14 protein-coding genes are annotated in these 21,226 nt (G+C 61.3%); 5 read left to right on the top strand and 9 right to left on the bottom strand.

Annotation, left to right across the window (positions count from 1 at the left end):
* The 5 genes from CAF77_RS19515 to CAF77_RS19535 form a co-directional block, all read right to left on the bottom strand.
* Entirely contained in the window at nt 1-1,818 is a 1,818-nt protein-coding gene (locus tag CAF77_RS19515) for an ABC transporter ATP-binding protein (protein WP_011335382.1), read from the bottom strand.
* Nucleotides 1,811-2,413, bottom strand: a complete 603-nt coding sequence (locus CAF77_RS19520) for a DsbA family protein (protein WP_170928299.1) — start codon at nt 2,411-2,413, stop codon at nt 1,811-1,813. The genes CAF77_RS19515 and CAF77_RS19520 overlap by 8 nt, the downstream gene beginning before the upstream one ends.
* Nucleotides 2,414-2,448: 35 nt before the next feature.
* Nucleotides 2,449-3,390, bottom strand: coding sequence for a rhodanese-related sulfurtransferase (locus CAF77_RS19525; protein ID WP_064383409.1), 942 nt, complete (start codon nt 3,388-3,390; stop codon nt 2,449-2,451).
* Between the two features lie 116 nt (nt 3,391-3,506).
* Nucleotides 3,507-3,806: a BolA family transcriptional regulator gene (locus CAF77_RS19530; RefSeq protein WP_007950896.1), complete on the bottom strand. Its 300-nt coding sequence runs from the start codon at nt 3,804-3,806 to the stop codon at nt 3,507-3,509.
* Nucleotides 3,807-3,818: 12 nt separating this feature from the next.
* Nucleotides 3,819-4,337 (bottom strand): DUF2059 domain-containing protein, encoded by a 519-nt coding sequence (locus tag CAF77_RS19535; RefSeq protein ID WP_011335385.1) that lies wholly within the window; start codon nt 4,335-4,337, stop codon nt 3,819-3,821.
* A gap of 193 nt (nt 4,338-4,530) precedes the next feature.
* Between CAF77_RS19535 and CAF77_RS19540 the strand changes: the two genes are divergently transcribed.
* Nucleotides 4,531-5,925: a class II fumarate hydratase gene (locus CAF77_RS19540; protein WP_064383411.1), complete on the top strand. Its 1,395-nt coding sequence runs from the start codon at nt 4,531-4,533 to the stop codon at nt 5,923-5,925.
* Nucleotides 5,926-6,047: 122 nt separating this feature from the next.
* Here the strand turns inward: CAF77_RS19540 and CAF77_RS19545 are convergent, their stop codons facing one another.
* Complete coding sequence (locus CAF77_RS19545) at nt 6,048-7,007, bottom strand: DMT family transporter (RefSeq protein WP_064383413.1); 960 nt, start codon at nt 7,005-7,007, stop codon at nt 6,048-6,050.
* 215 nt (nt 7,008-7,222) lie between these two features.
* Between CAF77_RS19545 and CAF77_RS19550 the strand changes: the two genes are divergently transcribed.
* Nucleotides 7,223-7,417 carry a DUF6316 family protein gene (locus CAF77_RS19550; protein ID WP_064383415.1) on the top strand — a complete coding sequence of 65 codons (195 nt, stop codon included), beginning with the start codon at nt 7,223-7,225 and terminating at the stop codon, nt 7,415-7,417.
* A 136-nt stretch (nt 7,418-7,553) separates the two neighbouring features.
* Here the strand turns inward: CAF77_RS19550 and CAF77_RS19555 are convergent, their stop codons facing one another.
* Both CAF77_RS19555 and pap read right to left on the bottom strand, forming a co-directional pair.
* Nucleotides 7,554-8,738 (bottom strand): thiolase family protein, encoded by a 1,185-nt coding sequence (locus CAF77_RS19555; protein ID WP_064383416.1) that lies wholly within the window; start codon nt 8,736-8,738, stop codon nt 7,554-7,556.
* A 102-nt stretch (nt 8,739-8,840) separates the two neighbouring features.
* Nucleotides 8,841-10,355: a polyphosphate:AMP phosphotransferase gene (gene pap / locus CAF77_RS19560; protein ID WP_064383418.1), complete on the bottom strand. Its 1,515-nt coding sequence runs from the start codon at nt 10,353-10,355 to the stop codon at nt 8,841-8,843.
* A 172-nt stretch (nt 10,356-10,527) separates the two neighbouring features.
* Here pap and mnmC point away from each other — a divergent pair, with 172 nt between their 5' ends.
* Complete coding sequence (gene mnmC / locus CAF77_RS19565; RefSeq protein WP_064383419.1) at nt 10,528-12,507, top strand: bifunctional tRNA (5-methylaminomethyl-2-thiouridine)(34)-methyltransferase MnmD/FAD-dependent 5-carboxymethylaminomethyl-2-thiouridine(34) oxidoreductase MnmC; 1,980 nt, start codon at nt 10,528-10,530, stop codon at nt 12,505-12,507.
* A gap of 20 nt (nt 12,508-12,527) precedes the next feature.
* Here mnmC and CAF77_RS19570 read toward each other — a convergent pair whose 3' ends face one another.
* Nucleotides 12,528-17,363: an NEL-type E3 ubiquitin ligase domain-containing protein gene (locus CAF77_RS19570; RefSeq protein WP_064383421.1), complete on the bottom strand. Its 4,836-nt coding sequence runs from the start codon at nt 17,361-17,363 to the stop codon at nt 12,528-12,530.
* Nucleotides 17,364-17,659: 296 nt separating this feature from the next.
* On the opposite strand from CAF77_RS19570, the gene CAF77_RS19575 reads away from it, so the two are divergent.
* Both CAF77_RS19575 and ngg read left to right on the top strand, forming a co-directional pair.
* A complete protein-coding gene (locus tag CAF77_RS19575; RefSeq protein WP_064383423.1) occupies nt 17,660-19,432 on the top strand; it encodes an N-acetylglutaminylglutamine amidotransferase in 1,773 nt (590 codons plus the stop codon).
* Between the two features lie 3 nt (nt 19,433-19,435).
* The gene (ngg, locus tag CAF77_RS19580; RefSeq protein ID WP_064383425.1) at nt 19,436-21,181 is read left to right on the top strand and encodes an N-acetylglutaminylglutamine synthetase; all 1,746 of its coding nucleotides are present in this window, start codon (nt 19,436-19,438) and stop codon (nt 21,179-21,181) included.
* Nucleotides 21,182-21,226 lie beyond the last annotated feature (45 nt).

Genomic DNA, 21,226 nt, shown 5'->3' on the forward strand with positions numbered 1-21,226 from the left:
CTACAACCGCTGCAAATGCCCATAAAGCTTGGCGTACAAACCACCATCGGCAATCAGTTGCTGATGGTCGCCATCTTCGGCCACTTGCCCGCCGTCGAACACCAGCACCCGGTCTGCCTGTTTCACCGCCGACAAGCGGTGGGCGATGATCAGCGTTGTGCGGCCATGGAGGAAGCGCGCCATGGCCTGGTGCAGGTTGTATTCGGTCGCGGCATCGAGGGCTGACGTCGCTTCGTCGAGGATCACCACTTTGGGTTCGGCGAGGATCATCCGGGCGATAGCCAGCCGTTGCCGCTGCCCCCCGGACAGACGCACGCCGGAGCGGCCGACGATGCTGTCGAGGCCGTCCGGCAAGGCGCGGATGGTGGGTTCGAGCTGGGCGATTTCCAGTGCCTGCCAGCAGGCTTCATCGCTGCGGGTACGGCCCATGGTCAGGTTGGCGCGCACGGTGTCGTTGAACAGCGCCGGATGTTGCAACACCACAGCGACGTTTTCCCGAACCGTTTCCAGGCCGATTTCCTGCTGGCTCGAGCCGCCGAAACGGATCGTCCCCGCCAGTGGCGTGTACAGGCCCAGCAGCAATTGCACGAGGGTACTTTTGCCGCCACCGCTGGCGCCGACAATCGCCACTTTTTCACCGGGGGCGATGGACAGGTTCAACTGATCCAGCACCAGTTCGTCGCCGTAACCGAAGCTCAGACCCTGCACTTGAATCCCGACCGTATCGCGGCCCTTGAACGGGTCGACGCCGCCGGGGTATTGCGGCTCGTCGGCGCGGGCCAGCAGTTCATTGATCCGCGACAGCGCACCGCCCGCCGCGTAATAGGCATATTGCAGGTTCAGCAGTTGTTCGACCGGACCGATCATGAACCACAGGTAGCTGAACACCGCGAGCATCTGGCCAATCGACAGGTCAGAGAACAACACCGTCAACATGGCCGCCGCGCGAAAGATATCGATGCCGAACTGAAACAACAGGCCGCTGGCGCGGTTCGAAGCGTCGGTCTTCCACTGCGAGTTGACCGCGTAGTTGCGCACTTCCTGAGCCCGCAGGCCAAGGCGCCCCAGGAAGAAGCCCTGACGGTTGCCGGCACGCACTTCCTGGATCGCATCGAGGGTTTCGCTCAGCGCCTGGGTGAAACGCGAGGTGCTGTCGTTCTCCAGTTTCTTCAGGTGTTTGACCCGTTTGCCCAACTGCACCGTGGCGTAAATCACCAAGGGGTTGAACAGCAGGATCAGCAGCGCCAGTTTCCAGTGCATCCACATCAGGATGCTGGCAGTGCCGACCAGCGTCAGCATCGCCACCAGAAAACGACTGAGGGTTTCTCCGACAAACTTGTCGAGGGTGTCGAGGTCGGTGACCAGGTGCGTGGTGACTGTGCCACTGCCCAGGCTTTCGTATTCGCCGAGGGAGATCCGTTTCAGACGCTCGATCAGCCGCACGCGGATGCGGTACACGATGTCCTTGGCCAGTCGCGCAAACAATCGCGCCTGCAACACGCCAAAACACAGGGCGCTGCAACGCAGGGTCAGCGTCACCACCAGCATCAGGCCGATGTAGCCCGCCGCCTGCTGCCACATCGAGGGCAGCAGGTGGTTCATGACTTTCAGCGCGGCATCGCCATGGCCGAGCAGGACTTCGTCCACCAGCAACGGCAACAGCAACGGAATCGGAACGCTGCACAGCGTCGCCAGTACGGCCACGCCGTTGGCGATCCACAGGGATTTTTTGTGATGAAGTGCCAGTCGCCGGACTTCAGCCCAGCTCAGCCGGTCGACACGCTTGACGGCTGGCGTGTCATCGGCCGGGTCAGACACAGGCCGCGCGCTCCAGCCATCGACCGAGCAGCGGTGACAGTTCACTGAGCGGCTGGTAGCCGTTGGTCAGCAACGCCAGTTGGCCGTTGCGTTCGGCGAGCAGGGTCGGGAATCCGGCGATGCCCAGATCCTGGACCCAAGTAAAATCGGCCTGGGTCGCCTTGTGTTGATCGGCATGATCGAACAGGGCAGCAAATTCGATGCGCGGGACGCCGGCCTTCTCTGCCAGCTCCACCAGAACGCTGGCCTGGGTGACATCGCGACCTTCAGCGTAAAACGCGTGCTGGATCAACCCGACCAGTTTCCACGCGCAATCCGGCGCCAGGCTGCGCGCCGTAACGATGGCCCGGCAGGCCGGCTCGGTATCGTAGACAAAACCGTCGGGCAACGCGCCTTCGAACTTGAACGGCTGGCCGGTGGCCTCGGTGACCGCCTGCCAGTGTTCGAGAATGTAGCGCCGGGTGGTTGGCTCCAGCGCCGAACCGCTGCCGGTGCGCAACCCGCCGACCACCAGGTGCAATTCCACCCCGGCGGCCTGCGCCTGCTCCACCAATGCCTTGGCCACCGGGGCAAATCCCCAGCACCACGAACACATCGGATCCATCACATAGAGCAGGCGTGCAGACATGATTAAGCCTCGGTGGATGCTTGCTTATAGTTGTAGCCGATCGGGTGCGGCATGTTGCGCGCTTTTGCCAGTTCGATCTGCTTCTGGCGGTCGATGGCGCTGCGGCGGGTCTTCTCGCTCAGGGAGTTCCAGCAGTGCGGGCAGCTGATGCCGGCCACGTAATGCTCGGAGGCGCGATCTTCAACGCTGACCGGGGTACGGCAGGCATGGCATTGATCGTAGTCGCCTTCGCTCAGGTCATGGCGCACGGTCACGCGGTTGTCGAACACAAAGCAGTCGCCCTGCCATTTGGTTTCCTCCTGCGGTACTTCTTCGAGGTACTTCAGGATGCCGCCCTTGAGGTGATAAACCTCTTCGAAGCCTTCGCCGAGCATGTAGCTCGAGGCTTTTTCGCAGCGAATGCCGCCGGTGCAGAACATCGCGACCTTCTTGTGCACGGCCGGATCGAAGTGTTCTTTGATGTAGTCGGGGAATTCGCGAAAACTGGTGGTTTTCGGATCAATGGCGCCTTCGAAGGTGCCGATCGAGACTTCGTAATCGTTGCGGGTGTCGATCAGCAGCACTTCCGGATCGCTGATCAGTGCGTTCCAGTCCTTCGGCTCGACGTAGGTGCCGACCTTCTTGTTCGGGTCGACGCCTTCGACGCCCAGAGTCACGATCTCTTTCTTGAGCTTGACCTTGGTGCGATAGAACGGCTGCTCGTCGCAGTACGATTCCTTGTGATCGATATCGACCATGCGCGGATCATTACGCAGCCAGGCCAGCAGGCCGTCGATGCCTTCACGGCTGCCGGACACCGTGCCGTTGATGCCTTCTTCGGCGATCAACAAGGTGCCTTTGATGCCGTTATCGACCATTGCTTGCAGCAGGGGCTCGCGCAGGTTGACGTAATCTTCGAGGGTGACGAACTTGTACAGTGCCGCCACGACAATCGGTTGTGTCATGGGTATTTCTCCAGGTGGCTACCCTCGTAAAGGGTGAACCGGATGCGAAAAAAACGCGCCGGGTGAGCGGCGCGTTGCGGATTCTAGCAAAAAACCTCAGTTCATTGCTGCAAGGCTCAATGCTTGCTGCCGCCGGCACAGGTCGGCGACGCCGGAGCGACGCCTGTCTCTGCCCATTCCTGCGGGGTGTAGGTGTGCAGTGCCAACGCATGGAACTCGCCCATCAGCTCGCCGAGCGTGCCGTAGACTTTCTGGTGGCGCTTGACCCGGTTCAGGCCTTCGAACTGCGCACTGACCACCACTGCCTTGAAGTGGGTCTGCAACCCGCGACTGTGCATGTGGCTTTCGTCCAGCACTTGCAGATGCTCAGGCTGAAGCAGCGCCAGCGTCGATTCGATGCGTTGTTGCATGGTCATCACGAACTCCGCTTACTTCTTCTTGGCCGGAGCTGCGCCTTTCGGTGCCAGCTCGTTGGTCATGTCGTCCAGCAACTTGTTGACCACCGGTACGGCGCTTTCCAGTTTGGCCTGGGTCATCTGGGCCGACTGCTGGGTCAGTTGCGGCATTTTTTCCAGGACTTTCTTGCCCAGTGGCGACTGGTAGAACGCGACCAGATCTTTCAGTTCCTGTTCGCTGAAGTTGCTGGTGTAGAGCTTGACCATGTCCGGTTTGAGCTTGTTCCAGCCGATGGCCTGGTCCAGAGCGGCGTTGGCCTTGGCCTGGTAGGTATCCAGCACGGCTTTCTTGGATTCCGGCGCCTTGGTCTGTTCAAAACGCTGGGCGAACATCTGCTGCACCTGCATGTACACCGGAGTGCCCAGCTTGTCAGCGTGCGCCAGGGTCAGGAAAGTTTCGGCACTGGCGTTGTGGCTGGCGGTATCGGCAAGCACCTGGCCGCTGGCGCAGACCAGGGCAACCGCGGTGCAGATGGCACGAAGACGAGTCATCGAGTTTCCTTTTCAGCTAGGCGAGGTAAAACCCCAAGGGCGACCATTCTGCGCCTGAATAACGCTGCGGCTCAACCCCCGGCCCTTGCCGCGCTTGATTGGCGGGGATTTGCCGGTCAACAATCGACCGGATGGAACCACCCGGGCCGACACCGGCCTAAACTGCGCAAACAGACCAACAGGAGTGTGCACGATGAGCCGTATCGAAACCGACAGCCTGGGCCAGATCGAGGTCCCGGACGACGCTTACTGGGGCGCTCAGACGCAACGCTCGCTGATCAACTTCGCCATCGGTCAGGAACGCATGCCATTGCCGGTACTGCACGCGCTGGCCCTGATCAAGAAAGCCGCGGCCCGGGTCAACGACCGCAACGGCGACCTGCCCGCCGACATTGCCCGCCTGATCGAACAGGCCGCCGACGAAGTGCTCGACGGCCAGCATGACGACCAGTTCCCTCTGGTGGTCTGGCAGACCGGCAGCGGCACCCAAAGCAACATGAACGTCAACGAAGTGATTGCCGGGCGCGCCAACGAACTGGCCGGCAACCCGCGCGGTGGCAAGACGCCGGTGCACCCCAACGATCACGTCAACCGCTCGCAGAGCTCCAACGACTGCTTCCCCACCGCCATGAGCATCGCCACCGCGCAAGCGGTGCAGACCCAACTGCTGCCAGCCATCGCCGAGCTGTCGGGCGGACTGGCCGAACTTTCGGCGCGGCACATGAAGCTGGTGAAGACCGGCCGCACCCACATGATGGACGCCACGCCGATCACCTTTGGTCAGGAGCTCTCCGGATTCATAGCGCAGCTGGATTACGCCGAACGGGCGATTCGCGCGGCGTTGCCGGCGGTCTGCGAACTGGCGCAGGGCGGCACCGCCGTCGGCACCGGGCTCAACTCGCCCCACGGTTTCGGCGAAGCGATTGCCGCCGAGCTGGCGGCGTTGTCCGGCCTGCCGTTCGTCACCGCGCCGAACAAGTTTGCCGCCCTTGCCGGTCATGAACCATTGACCACCCTTTCCGGCGCCCTGAAAACCCTCGCCGTGGCGCTGATGAAAATTGCAAACGATCTGCGCCTGCTGGGCTCCGGCCCACGAGCCGGGTTCGCCGAAGTGCGCCTGCCGGCCAACGAACCGGGCAGCTCGATCATGCCCGGCAAGGTCAACCCGACCCAGTGCGAGGCGTTGTCGATGCTGGCCTGTCAGGTGCTGGGCAACGATGTGGCGATCGGTTTCGCCGCCAGCCAGGGTCACCTGCAACTGAACGTGTTCAAACCGGTGATCATCCACAACCTGCTGCAATCGATCCGCCTGCTGGCTGATGGCTGCAGCAACTTCCAGCAGCATTGCATCGCTGGTCTTGAGCCGGATGCCGAGGTCATGGCGAAACACCTGGAACGCGGCCTGATGCTGGTGACGGCGCTCAACCCGCACATAGGCTATGACAAGTCGGCGGAAATCGCTAAGAAAGCCTACAGCGAAGGCAAGACCCTGCGCGAAGCGGCGCTGGAGCTGGGTTATCTGACCGATGAGGAGTTCGATGCCTGGGTGCGGCCGGAGAACATGATCGAGGCCGGCGCCAAGGGCTGAGATTTTCAGCGTCTGTAAGTCAGTCTTCGCGAGCAAGCCCGCTCCCACTTTTAACCGCATTCCTCACATGGGATTGCGGTCAAGTGTGGGAGCGGGCTTGCTCGCGAAGAACGATGACTCGGTTAACCTGCTGCCATGCGCATCCGCCGGGCCTTGAGCCCGGCAATCAACGAAGGCCCGAGCGCCACCAGCGCCGAACCCAGCACCACCAGCACCGCCCCGCCATACCCCAGCAGATTGATTTGCTCGGCATGCACATATTCAGGCCACACTCTGGCCGCCACGGCCACCGCACCGAACGTCACCAACGGCGTGATCGCCAGCGTCGCACTGACCCGCGAAGCCTCCCAGTGCGCCAGCGCTTCGGCAAACGCGCCGTAGGCGATCAGGGTGTTCATGCAGCACGCCAGCAGCAGCCAGCCCTGCAACGGGCTCAGCGACAGCGCTTCGAGCGGACGCACCCAAGGCGTCAGCAACAGGGCGCAGAACAGGTAGATCACCATCATCACCTGCAGCGAATTCCACACCGTCAGCAATTGCTTCTGGCCCAGTGCGTAAAAGGTCCAGACGGTCGACGCCAGCAGCACCAGCAATACGCCAGCGGTGTAGTCAGACAACGACGTGAGCAATTCCGCCAGACGCTGATTGAAGAACAACGCAAAACCGATCAGCAGCACTGCCAGGCCAATGCCCTGACCAATACTGAAGCGTTCCTTGAACACGAACAGGCTGGCGATCAGCAGCATGATCGGCCCCATCTGCACCACCAGTTGCGCGGTGCCGGGGCTGAGCCGGTTCAGGCCCATCAGGTAAAGCACGTAGTTGCCCACCAGCCCGAGCACCGCCATCAGCACCAGCCAGCCGCCCTTCGGCCCGAGCACCTTGCGACTCGGCAAGCGTTTGGTCGCCGCCAGATAAACGAACAGACAGCCGCCGGACACCAGCAAACGAAACCAGGTCACCGTGACCGGATCCATCACCACCAGCACCTGTTTGAGCTTGATCGGCAGGATTCCCCACAGAAACGCCGTCAATAACGCCAGGAACATGCCGTACACCCAACGACCCGATGAAACGTGCATGAGAACCCCAAGCGCCAGAGACAGGAGCGCTCATTCTAGGCGCACAGACCCTGCGCGACACAGGGACAGTTGCGCTCCGGCCGCAAATGAAACTGTGCAGGTCGCAGCAGAAAATTGACGATGGGCCGTTGATCGGCCGGCCGGGCAAGGTAAGTGGTTCAGGCATAAGCTCATTGGATCCAGCCCGGGACAACACTCATCAAGGAGACCCCGACATGTTAGGCATGCGCGCCCAGGACACCGCCCCAGCCACGCACTTTCGCAGCGACCGCGTGTGCCGGGTCAACGGCGAACTGTATTTCAGCACCCGGGAAAACACCCTCGAAGGGCCGTTCGACAGCCACGAGAAAGCCGAGCAGGAGATCCGCGCGTACATCGCGCGGATGCAATTGATGGATGCCAGCAGGTAAGCCGCGCTGAATCCCATCGCGGGCAAGCCCGCTCCCACAGGCTCGGGGTTGGTCACTGAATTGTGAGCACACTCAAACACTGTGGGAGCGGGCTTGCCCGCGATTACGATTTGCCGGTCAACGTATCATTCAAGGCCTAGCGTACGGCCTCAAACAACCCGGTCGCGCCCATCCCCCCGCCCACACACATGGTCACGATTCCGTAGCGCAGATTGCGCCGCTGCAACTCGCGCACCAGATGCCCGACCTGCCGTGACCCGGTCATGCCGAACGGGTGACCGATGGAAATCGAGCCGCCGTTGACGTTGTACTTCTCGTTGTCGATTTCCAGCCGGTCACGGGCGTACAGGCACTGCGAGGCGAACGCTTCGTTCAATTCCCACAGATCGATGTCTGCTACCTGCAAGCCCTTGGCCTTGAGCAGCTTCGGCACCGAGAACACCGGGCCGATGCCCATTTCGTCCGGCTCGCACCCGGCCACGGTAAACCCACGGAAAAATGCTTTCGGCTTGAGCCCCAGTTGCAGGGCTTTTTCCAGGCTCATCACCAGCGTCATCGAGGCGCCGTCGGACAACTGGGACGAGTTGCCGGCGGTCACCGACCCGTCCTCGGCGAACACCGGTTTCAACCCGGCGAGACTTTCATAGGTGGTGTCCGGGCGATTGCAGTCGTCGCGATCGACGATGCCGTCGAGGATCTGCACCTCACCGCTGTTCTTGTCTTCAACGCGGTACTTCACCGCCATCGGCACGATTTCATCGTTGAACAGACCGGCTGCCTGCGCCTGGGCGGTGCGGATCTGACTTTGCAGCGAGTAACGATCCTGCGCCTCGCGGCTGACGCCATAACGGCGCGCCACCACTTCGGCAGTCTGGCCCATGGTGTAGTAGATGCCCGGCGTCTGCTGCTTGAGCAACGGGTTGATCAGGTGATCGGTGTTGACGCTTTTCAGGGTCAGGCTGATCGACTCGACGCCGCCGGCGACGATGATGTCGCTGCAACCCGACGCGATCTGGTTGGCGGCAATCGCAATTGCCTGCAAACCCGACGAACAGAAACGATTGAGAGTCATGCCGGCGGTGCCGGTGCCCAGTTGCGAGAGCACCGCCACGTTGCGGCCGATGTTGTAGCCCTGAGCGCCTTCGTTAGAGCCGGCGCCGACGATGCAATCCTCGACGCTGGCCGGGTCGATGTCGTTGCGCGAGAGCAACGCATTGACGCAATGGGCCGCCATGTCATCGGGACGGGTCTGGTTGAACTTGCCGCGAAAGGACTTGGCCAGGCCGGTCCGTACGCTGTCGACGATCACCACTTCACGCATGGCATACCTCATTGTTGCAGTCGGTTGAGAGTGGACCGAGCATAAGTCCACCCAATCGCCGACCGCGACAATCATTCACCTCGCGTATGCGGGCCCATCGGTTCAGTCCTTGTGCTTCTTGGCTCGCTTGTCGGATTTTTCGAAAGCCTCTTCCAGGGCACGATTGATCGTGCGCAACACCTTGACCCGGGCCCAGCGCTTGTCATTGGCCTCGACCAGCGTCCACGGGGCAATTTCGGTGCTGGTGCGATCGACCATGTCGCCCACGGCGGCGCGATAAGCGTCCCACTTGTCACGGTTGCGCCAGTCGTCTTCAGTGATCTTGAAGCGCTTGAACGGGATTTCTTCACGCTCCTGAAAACGCTCCATCTGCGTGTCCTTGTCGATCGCCAGCCAGAACTTGACCACGATCACTCCGGCGTCAGCCAGTTGCTCTTCGAAATCGTTGATTTCGCCGTAGGCGCGCATCCAGTCCGCCGTGCTGCAAAAGCCCTCGACCCGCTCCACCAGCACCCGTCCGTACCAGGAACGATCAAACACGGTGAACTTGCCCCGCGCCGGAATGTGCCGCCAGAACCGCCACAGATAAGGCTGCGCCCGCTCTTCTTCGGTCGGCGCGGCAATCGGCACGATGTTGTACTGACGCGGATCGAGTGCCGCCGCCACCCGACGAATCGAACCGCCCTTGCCCGCCGCATCGTTACCTTCGAACACCGCCACCAGTGCATGCCGACGCATGCGTTTGTCACGCATCAAACCCGACAGCCGCGCCTGTTCGGTGATCAGTTGTTCTTCGTAGTCTTTCTTCTCAAGACGCTGGGTCAGGTCGAGGCTGTCGAGCAGGTTCAACTGGTCGACGGAAGTCCCCAGCGGTGCAGCGTTGACCTCATGGGGATGCACATCGGGACGCTTCAGCGCATTTTGCAGACCTTCGAGCAGGATCTTGCCGACTGTCAGGCTGCGGTAATACGGGTCGACACCCTCGATGACATGCCACGGCGCGTAATCGCGACTGGTGCGGCGCAACACGCGCTCGCCGTATTTGACGAACTTGTCGTAGGTCTGCGATTGCTGCCAGTCCAGTGGACTGATGCGCCAGCTGTGCAGCGGATCGTCGGCCAGCGCCTTGAGCCGCGCCTTCATCTGCTTCTTGGACAGGTGGAACCAGAACTTGAAGATCAGCGCACCTTCATCACAGAACATCTTTTCCATGCGCTCGGCGCCGGCAATCGCCTGATCCAGACGCGGGTCCTTGAACAAGCCGTGCACCCGGCCCTGCAGCATCTGGCTGTACCAGTTGCCGAAGAAAATCCCCATCCGCCCCTTGGCCGGCAGCATCCGCCAGTAACGCCAGGCCGGTGGTCGCGCCAGCTCTTCATCGGTCTGCTGGTCGAAGGTGCGTACTTCGATCAGGCGCGGGTCCATCCACTCGTTGAGCAACTTCACCGTCTCGCCCTTGCCGGCGCCTTCGATGCCGTTGATCAAAATGATCACCGGGAAACGCTTTTGCTGCTGCAACTCGAACTGGGCTTCAAGCAAGGCTTCACGCAGGGCGGGCACGGCGGCTTCGTAGGTGTCTTTGTCGATGGCGTGACCGATTTCAGCGGATTCGAACATGGGACGGCTCCTTCCAGGATTCAGCAAGACTAGCGGATTGGGCTCTGACGCGGCACAGAAATTCCCGCCGGCGGCGGATTGTCCTTGAGTCATCTGCGGCAAGGTTTGCCATGGATCAAGCGCCGCCCGCGTGTTCGGATAGAATGGCCGCCTTGCCGTTGCCGAGCCTGCCATGAAACCTGTAATGCCCCACGCCCAACTCGACTGGGATGACCAGGGACGCCCGCGTTCGCGAGTGTTCGACGATGTGTATTTTTCCGACCAGTCGGGGCTGGATGAAACCCGCTACGTGTTCCTTGAACAGAACCGTCTGGCCGAGCGTTTTGCCGCGTTGTCGGCGGGTGGGCGACTGGTGATCGGTGAAACCGGCTTCGGCACCGGGCTGAATTTTCTCTGCGCCTGGCAGTTGTTCGAACAGCACGCGGTGGCCGGTGCGCGACTGCATTTTGTCAGCGTCGAAAAATTTCCGTTGAGCCCTGCCGACCTGCAACGGGCGCTGGCGTTGTGGCCCGACCTGAAGCGATTCTCCGATCAGTTGCTCAAGCATTACGTGGCAATCCATCATGGCTTTCAGCGCATTGTTCTGGATAACGGTCGCGTAACCCTGACCCTGTTGATCGGTGACGCGCTGGAGCAGTTGCCACAACTGGACGGCCAGATCGACGCCTGGTTTCTCGACGGTTTCGCGCCAGCGAAAAACCCCGAGATGTGGACCGCCGAACTGTTCGCCGAACTGGCCCGGCTGGCGGCACCCGGCTCGACCATCAGCACGTTTACCAGCACCGGTTGGGTGCGACGCCTGCTCAACGCCGCCGGCTTCAAGATGAAACGCACGCCGGGCATCGGCCACAAATGGGAAATCCTGCGCGGCGAATTTCTCGGCTGGCCCGAGGGTGTTGCGCCACCTGCGGCGGCAAAACCGTGGTTCGCCCGCCCGACACCGTTGACAGGTGACCGTCGAGCCCTGGTGATCGGCGCCGGTCTGGCCGGTTGCGCCACGGCGGCCAGCCTCGCGGCGCGGGGCTGGCAGGTCAGTCTGCTGGAACGGCATGACGCGGTTGCACAGGAAGCGTCGGGCAATCCGCAGGGCGTGCTGTATCTGAAACTGTCCGCCCATGGCACGGCACTTTCGCAGTTGATCGTCAGCGGTTTCGGCTACACAAGGCGCGTGCTGGAAACCTTGCAGCGTGGCACCGACTGGGATGATTGCGGGGTGCTGCAACTGGCGTTCAATGAGAAGGAGCGCGAGCGTCAGGCACAACTGGCAGCCGCGTTTCCCGAAGACCTGCTGCAATGGCTCGATCAACCCGAGGCACAGGCCCGCGCCGGAATCGGTCTGGCCCATGGCGGCTTGTATTACCCCGAGGGTGGCTGGGTACATCCGCCGGCGTTGTGTCAGGCGCAATCGGCACAGCCGGGCGTCACACTGCTCCCCCATCAGGAAGCCGTCGAGCTGCGCAAAGTGGGCGATCAATGGCAAGCCTTCGACGGTAAACGATTGATTGCAACAGCGCCCGTCGTGGTGCTGGCCGGTGCCGCCGAAATCAAGCGTTTTGCCCAGAGCGGCGAGCTGCCCCTCAAGCGCATTCGCGGGCAGATCACCCGCCTGGCGCAGACTGCGCAAAGCCAGGCGCTGGCCACTGTCGTGTGTGCCGAAGGTTATGTCGCACCGGCACGGTGGGGCGAGCACACCCTCGGCGCCAGTTTCGACTTCAACAGCGACGACCTGACCCCGACCACCGCCGAACACCTGGGCAATCTGGCGATGCTCGAAGAGATCTCCACCGATCTGGTCGCGCGCCTGCACGTCAGCGAGCTCGACGCCGAAAGTCTTCAGGGCCGGGCAGCCTTCCGTTGCACCAGCCCCGATTACCTGCCGATGGTCGGCCCGCTCGCCGACCGCGAAGCGTTTACCCGGATCTACGCCGCATTGAGCAAGGATGCACGGCAGGTGCCGGGCATGCCTTGTCCCTGGCTCGACGGACTGTACGTCAACAGCGGTCATGGCTCCCGAGGTCTGATCACCGCACCATTGTCCGGTGAACTGCTTGCGGCCTGGCTGGACAACGAACCGCTGCCCCTGCCCAGAAGTGTCGCAGAGGCGTGTCATCCGAACCGGTTTGCCTTGCGGCGACTGATCCGGGGCAAATGAGCGGATCATCGGGAGAATGATCAACCAGCGGGCAACACGCAGAGGTTGCCCTCCAGCAGCCGCAACACCTGGTCGGTCAGTTGCTCGAGCAAGGCGCTTTCCGTTCGCTCCTGTCGGGCGGCACACAGGTGCATCTCACTCAGGTAGTCGGCCGAGCTGAGTGTTTCAGCCTTCTCGAATAACGCCAGTGCTTCCTGTTGGTGAGGTGCGCGCGCATCGTCGAACTGCCGGGTAAAACTGCTTTTCACGTATTCACTCCAGAAGTGCTGGCGAACCAGAAACGCCAACCACTCGGAAGACAGCTCCGCGGTCTGGATTCGATTGATCGCCGCCACCAGATCCGCTCCTGTCACCTGCGCAAGCGAGGCATAACGCATGTGCGAAGGTTGCCCGGGCAGTTCAAGTGCCTGCGCCAGACCGGAGCGGTAAGCCAGCGTCACTTCCAGAGGATCAGCGGCCCCATGTGCCTGCGTATGTTCGGCTGCGATCCGGTCAATCTGCTCAAGCCGGAACAACCCTCGCGCCAGCTTCACGAGCGCCGCCGCAGAAGACCGTTGCCCCCTTGAGGCACGGGTCACATGGTGCACTTGCACCGCCACTTCCAGGTGGCTGAAGTTCAACGCCGCATTGTCCGTGCAATTGATCGGATTGGCCGCCAGATCGAAAATCTGCTCCCTCAGTTCGGTATCGGCCTGTGTCGCATCCAGCACCGTCCAGACCCGCCGGGTCATATCCTCGCGTACGCTGGCGGATTCGGCGGAATTGCCCAGTTCCGCCAGCAGACTGAACAGTCCTTCGGCCCTCGTATCATCCTTGATCGCGTTCCACGTTTGCAGATGCCGGGAGCCCTCCTCCCCTCCCGTTTCAGTCAGCCAGATCGAGCGGGCCTGGTTTTCGTCCAGGCGCGCGAGATCGTTATCCAGGTAGCCCATGCCGACTCCGAAGGTCCTCCGGTAGTCATCGAGGTGAATTCTGCTGGCAGCGGAAATCGGGTTGTGACGCAGATTGATGGTTTCACTGAAACGGCGGGGCGTTTCAAAAAGCCAGGCAGGCAGATCGCGTATTTCATTGTCACGCAGGTCCACCCAATCCAGGTTGGGTAGAAACTGCAGGCCTTCGGGCAGTTCTGTGGTGCGGGTATTGCGCAAGGAGAGGTGAGTCAACTCGAACAGACGACTGACATCCACTGTCGCCCCCAGGGGGTTGCCACTCAGATTCAGGCTTTGCAGGGAGTACAACTTCGCCAGTTTCACCAGCGAATGCTCGGTCAATTGAATCCTGTTGTTGGCCAGGCTCAGTCGTTTGAGGTTGGGCATATGCGAAATGACCTCGGGCAACAAGGTCAGTTGATTACGGTCCAGTTCCAGCGATTCGACTTGCCTGAAGGCCTTGAGAAAGTAAGCGGCGTCGTTGTCCAGCTGCATGTCCCGCAGCGACAATTGCCTGACATGATCGAAATTCAGGCCGGTCGGCAAGGTCGGAAACTTGCCGAATTGCATGCCGTCGAGTTTCAGACCGTAGACGGGACGCTGAAAGTCATCGGGCAGGAAAACCAGACGTCGAAAACAGTCTTCGATTTCGAACGCCACGACCTGTCGACACTCGTGTACCTCATTCAGATCGCCGCCCAAGGCCTTCATGGCCGTTTCATCCTCGCTCCAGATGTCCAGAACTTCCTGCAGCCGGCGCAGATCCTCCTGCAACTGCCGAACCCGGATCGCCCTGGTCATTGGGTCGCTGCCCGCCTGGTCAAGAAACTCATCGGCTTGTACGTCAGTCATCAAGGGATAGAGCTTCTTCACTTTGCGCAGCAAACGTTGCGAATGCCTTGCCGGCCCGACGGGCGAATTGGCGAGCGTACACGCAGGCTCGGAAATGGCCGGTGGCATCCGACCGCCTGCCAACACCCGGGCACAGCCTTCACGCTCATCCAGAGCGCTTGCCAACAGTTTATGGCGCAGGCGCCAGCCATCTTCCGGCTTCGGCTGCGCAAATCCGATGGCCTTGCGCTGCCGCATTGGAAGGCCTTTGAGGATCGCGTGATAGACGTCCTCCGGTCCGGGCACCACTTTGCCGAGCGACTTCCTGTCGCTGCCGAACACTTCGTAACCATTGTCGAGTCGGACCAGCGTGCATGAATTCGAAGTCAAAAGCGGTTTCTCGCCTGACGTCTCCAGTACCTCACCGTTGAGTGTGTTGGCCCGCAGTTCAAGGTAGAACTCGGTATTCCAGCCAGCGAGCCGGGGTAACAGGCGCAGCGCCAGTTTCCTGGTATCGGCACTGGCGATGTCAGCCAGGTAAAAGCCGGCCAGCGCCCGATCCACACGGACATCGCTCAAGGCCTGACGGGCCCTCTGTGCCAGGCCCATGGGCACTCGCCCGGTGCTGCGCAGGTGCATCCGCTCGACAGTCGGCGTGCGCCTGAGCAATTCTCGCGCATACCGTACCGGCAGCCCGGGAAAAGCGCTGTGCAGCTTGACCGACTCACCGGCGAGACCACGATCGAACTGCCGGTACAGGTGGTCGAAAACCGAGCGACGATCAGCCTTGACCGCCGCCCCGATCACTTGCGCCAGCTTGACGCTTGCATCAGCCGGGGCAATGTTCGCACCCACCAATGCTTCGGCTTCCCTGGGGTAGATGCCGTCCAGAACGGTTTGCAGCAACTCGCCTTTTTCCAGTTGCTCATGGCTCACGACAATGCTCAGAGTGTCATCGTCAATTGACACAGGAGGATAGGTCGCGGTGAGACGGCCTTTTTCGTCCACGACCTTGATGTAGCGATCGGTCGGCCAGTTGGCGAGTTCGGGCAACGCGTGCAATTGCTCCTGAACATGACGGGCATCGGTTGCCTCGCCCCGTTCCATGGCGGAAACGAAATCACGCAATCTGCGTTCGATGCCAAAGCGCTCGATCATGTCGCGCAAACGCGGGGGCCAAGACAGATTGTCGTCACTCAGACGATGCAACTCATCGAATCGAGTGTCGGTCAACCGCCGGATCATCTCCAGGCGACTGTCCTCGAACCTGCCCAGGCTCGGGTCGATGCGCCTGAGGGTGTAGGCACCGCTCCACTGCTCGCTTTCCTCCCAGGCATGGCGCCAGCCTCCATGTCGATGGGGCTTGAGTGGCGGAGCGTAAGCATCGGGACGGACAGGATGCCGGATACTCCAGGTATCGGAAGCCGGATCATGCACCACCTCATAGAAGCGTTGGTCGACACGGGCAAAAAACCTGTCGTCGCCCCGGTACAAGTCCATGACTTCAGAATCGGGGGCAGCCCCCACCGGTAAGGATTGTTCATATGCTTGCAGGTCCGGCTTCCACAACCGTGACTGCCCCTTCCCATCGAGAATTGCAGTGAATGGCTGGAAGAAATCAGGATGTTTTCGAATTGTTCTGATCGCCAGGGATTTCAAGCCTTTGATGCCGGCCCCCACGACGGCCATCAGGACAAGGTTCTCGGCGACGCTCAGCAGGTGTGAAAACGCTTCCTGACGATCTCCCCGGCTCCAGTCATCGACGCCTTCATATACCTGCGCGAGCATCTGTCCGATGGCAACGCCCATCATCAACTCTCCCAGCACCGGTACGACAAAACCCGCTACGTTAGCCACCGTCATGCCGGCGTCCAGGTAATGCAGCAGGCGTGTCCTGCGCGCCTCCTCGTCGACATCTTCAGTCGGTACAGCGAGCACACGGGCATCGAGTTGCAGCTTGCCGACATGACTCTTGAGCATGAACTCGAACAGCGGACCAGGCATCTCCAATTGCCTGACGTGCCCCAGGCTGCCGGTATCCGCGAAAGTCTTGAAAAAGTCGAGCCTGTCGCCTTCGCCGATGCAATGCGTGAAATAGCTTCTGTAGCTGCCCACCCTCAGCCTGAACTCAAGATACGCCATGAACGCCGTGAAACGGGCGTACTCGTAAAGGGGTTGATCCGGCTCTCCCGGCATGTACACCAGGCACCATTGATCCGGGTTCAGCTCGACCGAAGACTCAGAGAACACCACCACACCCCAGATACAACTGCCGAGCAATTCGATCCCTTGCATGATCAGCGCACGCCCCTTGAACTGAAGGCTTCTGGCAGTGGCGACGCCACCGGCATCAATCAAGCGCTGTATCGTCTGCACCCCCTCCCGAGAGACGTGTTCCCTCAACATCGCCAGATGCAGGTCCAGTTGCAGCAGTTGTTTTTTCATTGCGGTGATGTCGAGAACCACGGGACCGGTGGCCGCCAGGTTTCCATCCACTTCCTTGACACCGAACACCTGCAGGAAGTGTTGTTGATACCGCTGTCCCAGGTTCAGCTCTCGACAAAAGGCGGCGAACGATGTGGGCGTCAGGCCCGGAACCCCGGCAGGCGCGCTGGAGATCCGTATCACACTGCCCTCGGGGAAATAATCGGGTTGCGCCTCGTCCTCCGTGAAGTTCTGCATCGCGGCCTCGAGCAGCGTGGGCGTGGCGAACGGAATGATCGCCGGACCGCCCCCCGGCGGGACCACGGGCTCGCATCCACAGTAATTGCCGGGCAATTGCAGATGATCTTTCTCGACATTGAACACTGCGTGCCATCGGGCGCTCAGCGCGCGGTTCAACACATCAATGCAAAAACTGTTCAGCGGTTGCAGCCGGTCAAGATGCGTCTCGACTTTCCACTGAATGGCCTGCAGATCACGCGCAGCCTTATCCAGCGCGGCCAGTGTGTCGGCACCGGTTTTGAGCAGCGCGGAAGGCAGGTTTTTCTGCAAGGCCTGGGCCGTGTCCAGATCGCCGGTGGCCTCCAGCAAAATGCTCAGTGTCTGTTCTTCCGTGAGGGTGGCCGGTGTCCCCGATAGCGGTGGAGTGGTCATGGGCAATATTCCTTTATTGCTATTGAGTACCCCCACCCTAGCGATCCCGAGGGCGAATAAAAAACACGAAAACCTGCATGTTCGAGGCGGAAAACCAGCAGCAATCCGTATGTTTTGAATACATATCTACCACCCGCAACCTCAACCCAGATGTTAACGGCCCACCGGTCAGATCGATGTACTTATAACTGATCGTTCTAAAACTCCCACATCCGAGCCGGGTCAGTTTCTGGGTACCGGCCATTTCGGCGCGGTACAGCGACACCTTCCCCAACGGAAAAACCGGTAAGGACTTTATGTGCGGATTAGCTGGCGAGTTACGTTTTGATCAACAACCTGCAGACCTTGCAGCCATTGAGCGAATCACCCATCACCTGGCCCCTCGCGGCCCTGATGCGTGGGGCTTCCATGCCCAAGGGCCGATTGCCCTGGGCCATCGACGCCTGAAAATCATGGACCTGTCGGACGGTTCGGCGCAGCCGATGATCGACAGCCAACTGGGGCTGTCCCTGGCCTTCAATGGCGCGATCTACAACTTCCCGGAACTGCGCGCCGAACTCGAAGCGCTCGGTTATGCGTTTTACTCCGGCGGCGACACCGAAGTGCTGCTCAAGGGTTATCACGCCTGGGGCGAAGCGCTGCTGCCGAAACTCAACGGCATGTTTGCCTTCGCCATCTGGGAGCGTGATGCCCAGCGTCTGTTCATTGCCCGCGACCGTCTCGGCGTGAAGCCGCTGTACCTGTCGCGCACCGGCCAGCGCCTGCGTTTTGCCTCGGCCCTGCCGGCACTGCTCAAGGGCGGTGACATCAACCCGATCCTCGATCCGGTGGCGCTCAACCATTACCTGAATTTCCACGCCGTGGTACCTGCGCCGCGCACCTTGCTGGCGGGCATCGAAAAGCTGCCACCCGCGAGCTGGATGCGCATTGAAGCGGACGGCACCACCGAGCAGAAAACCTGGTGGACCCTGCCCTACGGCCCACACGCCGACGAGAAAAACCTGACCCTGGAAGACTGGCGTGACCGCGTACTCGACAGCACCCGCGAAGCCGTAGCCATCCGCCAACGGGCGGCGGTGGATGTTGGTGTGCTGCTTTCCGGCGGTGTCGATTCGAGCATGCTCGTCGGCCTGCTGCGCGAAGTCGGCGTGGAGAATCTGTCGACCTTCTCCATCGGTTTCCAGGATGCCGGGGGCGAGCGCGGCGACGAATTCCAGTACTCCGATCTGATCGCCAAGCACTACGGCACCCAGCACCATCAACTGCGCATCGACGAAAAAGAGATCATCGAACAACTGCCCGCCGCTTTCCGCGCCATGAGCGAGCCGATGGTCAGCCACGACTGCATCGCCTTCTATCTGCTGTCCCGAGAAGTGGCCAAGCACTGCAAGGTTGTGCAGAGCGGTCAGGGTGCCGACGAGTTGTTCGCCGGTTATCACTGGTATCCGCAAGTCGACGGCGCGGCCGATCCGTACGCAGCTTATCGCGAGGCGTTTTTCGACCGCAGCTACGACGATTACGCCGCGACGGTGCAGCCGAAATGGCTGACCGCCAATGACGCCGCCGGTGACTTCGTGAAGGAACATTTCGCACAGCCCGGCGCCGATGCGGCAGTCGACAAGGCCCTGCGTCTGGACAGCACGGTGATGCTGGTGGATGACCCGGTCAAACGTGTCGACAACATGACCATGGCCTGGGGACTGGAGGCGCGCACGCCGTTTCTCGACTATCGGTTGGTGGAGTTGTCGGCGCGCATTCCGGGCCAGTTCAAACTGCCGGACGGCGGCAAGCAGGTGTTGAAAGAAGCTGCGCGACTGGTCATCCCGAGCGAAGTGATCGACCGCAAAAAAGGTTACTTCCCGGTGCCGGGCCTCAAGCATTTACAGGGCGAGACCCTGAGCTGGGTCCGCGAACTGCTGCTGGATCCGAGTCAGGATCGCGGCCTGTTCAACCCGGCCATGCTCGACCAATTGCTGACCGATCCACAAGGCCAGTTGACCCCGCTGCGCGGCTCCAAGCTGTGGCAACTGGCGGCCCTGAACCTGTGGCTCAGCGAACAAGGAATCTGATTGATGAAACCTCACGCCACGGCTTACAGCCAGCGACTGCTGCGCGGCCAGACGCCGTCCTACGAACGCTTGCAGGCGCGTCTGGCCGAAGATGGCAGCGAGCCGGCTGCCGAGCCGATTGCAGTGCACTGCGGCTGGGGCCGGCTGCTGATCGGCCATACCTTCCCCGATCCGGCCAGCCTTGCCCGGGAACTGCTTAACGAGCAGCCGGGCGAGCGCGATATAGCCTTGTACGTCGCCGCGCCGCAGCAGATTCTCGGGCTGGAACCGACCCAACTGTTTCTCGACCCGTCCGACACCCTGCGTTTGTGGTTCAGCGATTATCGCCAGGCCACCCGCGTGTTTCGTGGCTTTCGCATTCGCCGCGCACAAAGTGACGCGGACTGGCAGGGGATCAATCAGCTGTATCAGGCGCGCGGCATGTTGCCGATCGACGCCACCCTGCTCACCCCGCACCATCAGGGCGGCCCGGTGTACTGGCTGGCGGAAGACGATGACAGCGGCGCGGTGATCGGCAGCGTCATGGGGCTCAATCACCAGAAAGCCTACAACGACCCGGAAAACGGCAGCAGCCTGTGGTGCCTGGCGGTCGATCCGCAGTGTTCACGTCCCGGCGTCGGCGAAGTGTTGGTACGGCATCTGATCGAGCACTTTATGAGCCGGGGTCTGAGCTATCTCGATCTGTCGGTACTGCACGATAACCGCCAGGCGAAAAACCTCTACGCCAAACTCGGCTTTCGCAACCTGCCGACGTTCGCCATCAAGCGTAAGAACGGCATCAATCAGCCGCTGTTTCTCGGCCCTGGCCCGGAGGCGCAGTTCAACCCTTACGCGCGAATCATCGTCGAGGAAGCGCATCGGCGCGGCATCGACGTGCAAGTGGATGACGCCGACGCCGGTCTGTTCACGCTCAGTCATGGCGGGCGACGGGTGCGTTGCCGCGAATCCCTGAGCGACCTGACCAGCGCTATCAGCATGAACCTGTGCCAGGACAAGAGCCTGACTCATAAGGTTTTGAAAGCCGCCGGGTTGAAGGTGCCGTCGCAGCAATTGGCAGGTAATGCGGACGACAATCTGGCGTTCCTTGATGAACACCAGCGTGTGGTGGTCAAACCGCTGGACGGCGAACAGGGTCAAGGCGTGGCGGTGGATCTGCAGACCATTGAGGACGTGCAGCAGGCCATCGAAGCGGCCAGGCAGTTCGACACTCGCGTGTTGCTGGAAAGCTTTCACGAAGGCTTCGACCTGCGGATTCTGGTGATCGGTTTCGAGGTGGTTGCAGCGGCGATCCGCCGCCCCGCGGAAGTGGTCGGCGACGGCCATCATTCCATCGGCGCACTGATTGAAGCACAGAGCCGGCGACGGCAAGCGGCTACCAGCGGCGAGAGCAAAATCCCGCTGGACCACGAAACCCAACGCACCTTGCACGCCGCCGGTTACGACTACAGCAGCATCCTGCCGGCGGGTGAGCATCTGTTCGTGCGGCGCACGGCGAACCTGCACACCGGCGGCACGCTGGAAGACGTCACGGCGATCCTGCACCCGACTCTGGCCGAGGCTGCCGTGCGTGCGGCCCGGGCGCTGGAAATCCCGATGGTCGGCCTCGACCTGATGGTGCCGGCGGCGGATCAACCGGCGTACGTGTTCATCGAAGCCAACGAGCGAGCGGGTCTCGCCAACCATGAGCCGCAACCGACGGCGGAACGGTTTGTCGATCTGTTGTTTCCGCACAGTCAGCCGGCCGTTTGATCTCTCTTCAGCGTCATTCCCGCGTTCAACGCGCGAATGACGCCC

It is taken from the genome of Pseudomonas sp. R15(2017) (genome assembly GCF_002112685.1).
Taxonomy (GTDB): Bacteria; Pseudomonadota; Gammaproteobacteria; order Pseudomonadales; family Pseudomonadaceae; genus Aquipseudomonas; species Aquipseudomonas glycinae.

Coding starts and splice junctions, on each gene's coding strand:
- CAF77_RS19570 (WP_064383421.1), bottom strand. CDS start 17,363: ATGACCACTCCACCGCTATCGGGGACACCGGCCACCCTCACGGAAGAA.
- CAF77_RS19535 (WP_011335385.1), bottom strand. CDS start 4,337: ATGACTCGTCTTCGTGCCATCTGCACCGCGGTTGCCCTGGTCTGCGCC.
- mnmC (WP_064383419.1), top strand. CDS start 10,528: ATGAAACCTGTAATGCCCCACGCCCAACTCGACTGGGATGACCAGGGA.
- CAF77_RS19545 (WP_064383413.1), bottom strand. CDS start 7,007: ATGCACGTTTCATCGGGTCGTTGGGTGTACGGCATGTTCCTGGCGTTA.
- ngg (WP_064383425.1), top strand. CDS start 19,436: ATGAAACCTCACGCCACGGCTTACAGCCAGCGACTGCTGCGCGGCCAG.
- CAF77_RS19555 (WP_064383416.1), bottom strand. CDS start 8,738: ATGCGTGAAGTGGTGATCGTCGACAGCGTACGGACCGGCCTGGCCAAG.
- CAF77_RS19575 (WP_064383423.1), top strand. CDS start 17,660: ATGTGCGGATTAGCTGGCGAGTTACGTTTTGATCAACAACCTGCAGAC.
- CAF77_RS19530 (WP_007950896.1), bottom strand. CDS start 3,806: ATGACCATGCAACAACGCATCGAATCGACGCTGGCGCTGCTTCAGCCT.
- CAF77_RS19550 (WP_064383415.1), top strand. CDS start 7,223: ATGTTAGGCATGCGCGCCCAGGACACCGCCCCAGCCACGCACTTTCGC.
- CAF77_RS19540 (WP_064383411.1), top strand. CDS start 4,531: ATGAGCCGTATCGAAACCGACAGCCTGGGCCAGATCGAGGTCCCGGAC.
- pap (WP_064383418.1), bottom strand. CDS start 10,355: ATGTTCGAATCCGCTGAAATCGGTCACGCCATCGACAAAGACACCTAC.
- CAF77_RS19525 (WP_064383409.1), bottom strand. CDS start 3,390: ATGACACAACCGATTGTCGTGGCGGCACTGTACAAGTTCGTCACCCTC.
- CAF77_RS19520 (WP_170928299.1), bottom strand. CDS start 2,413: ATGTGTTCGTGGTGCTGGGGATTTGCCCCGGTGGCCAAGGCATTGGTG.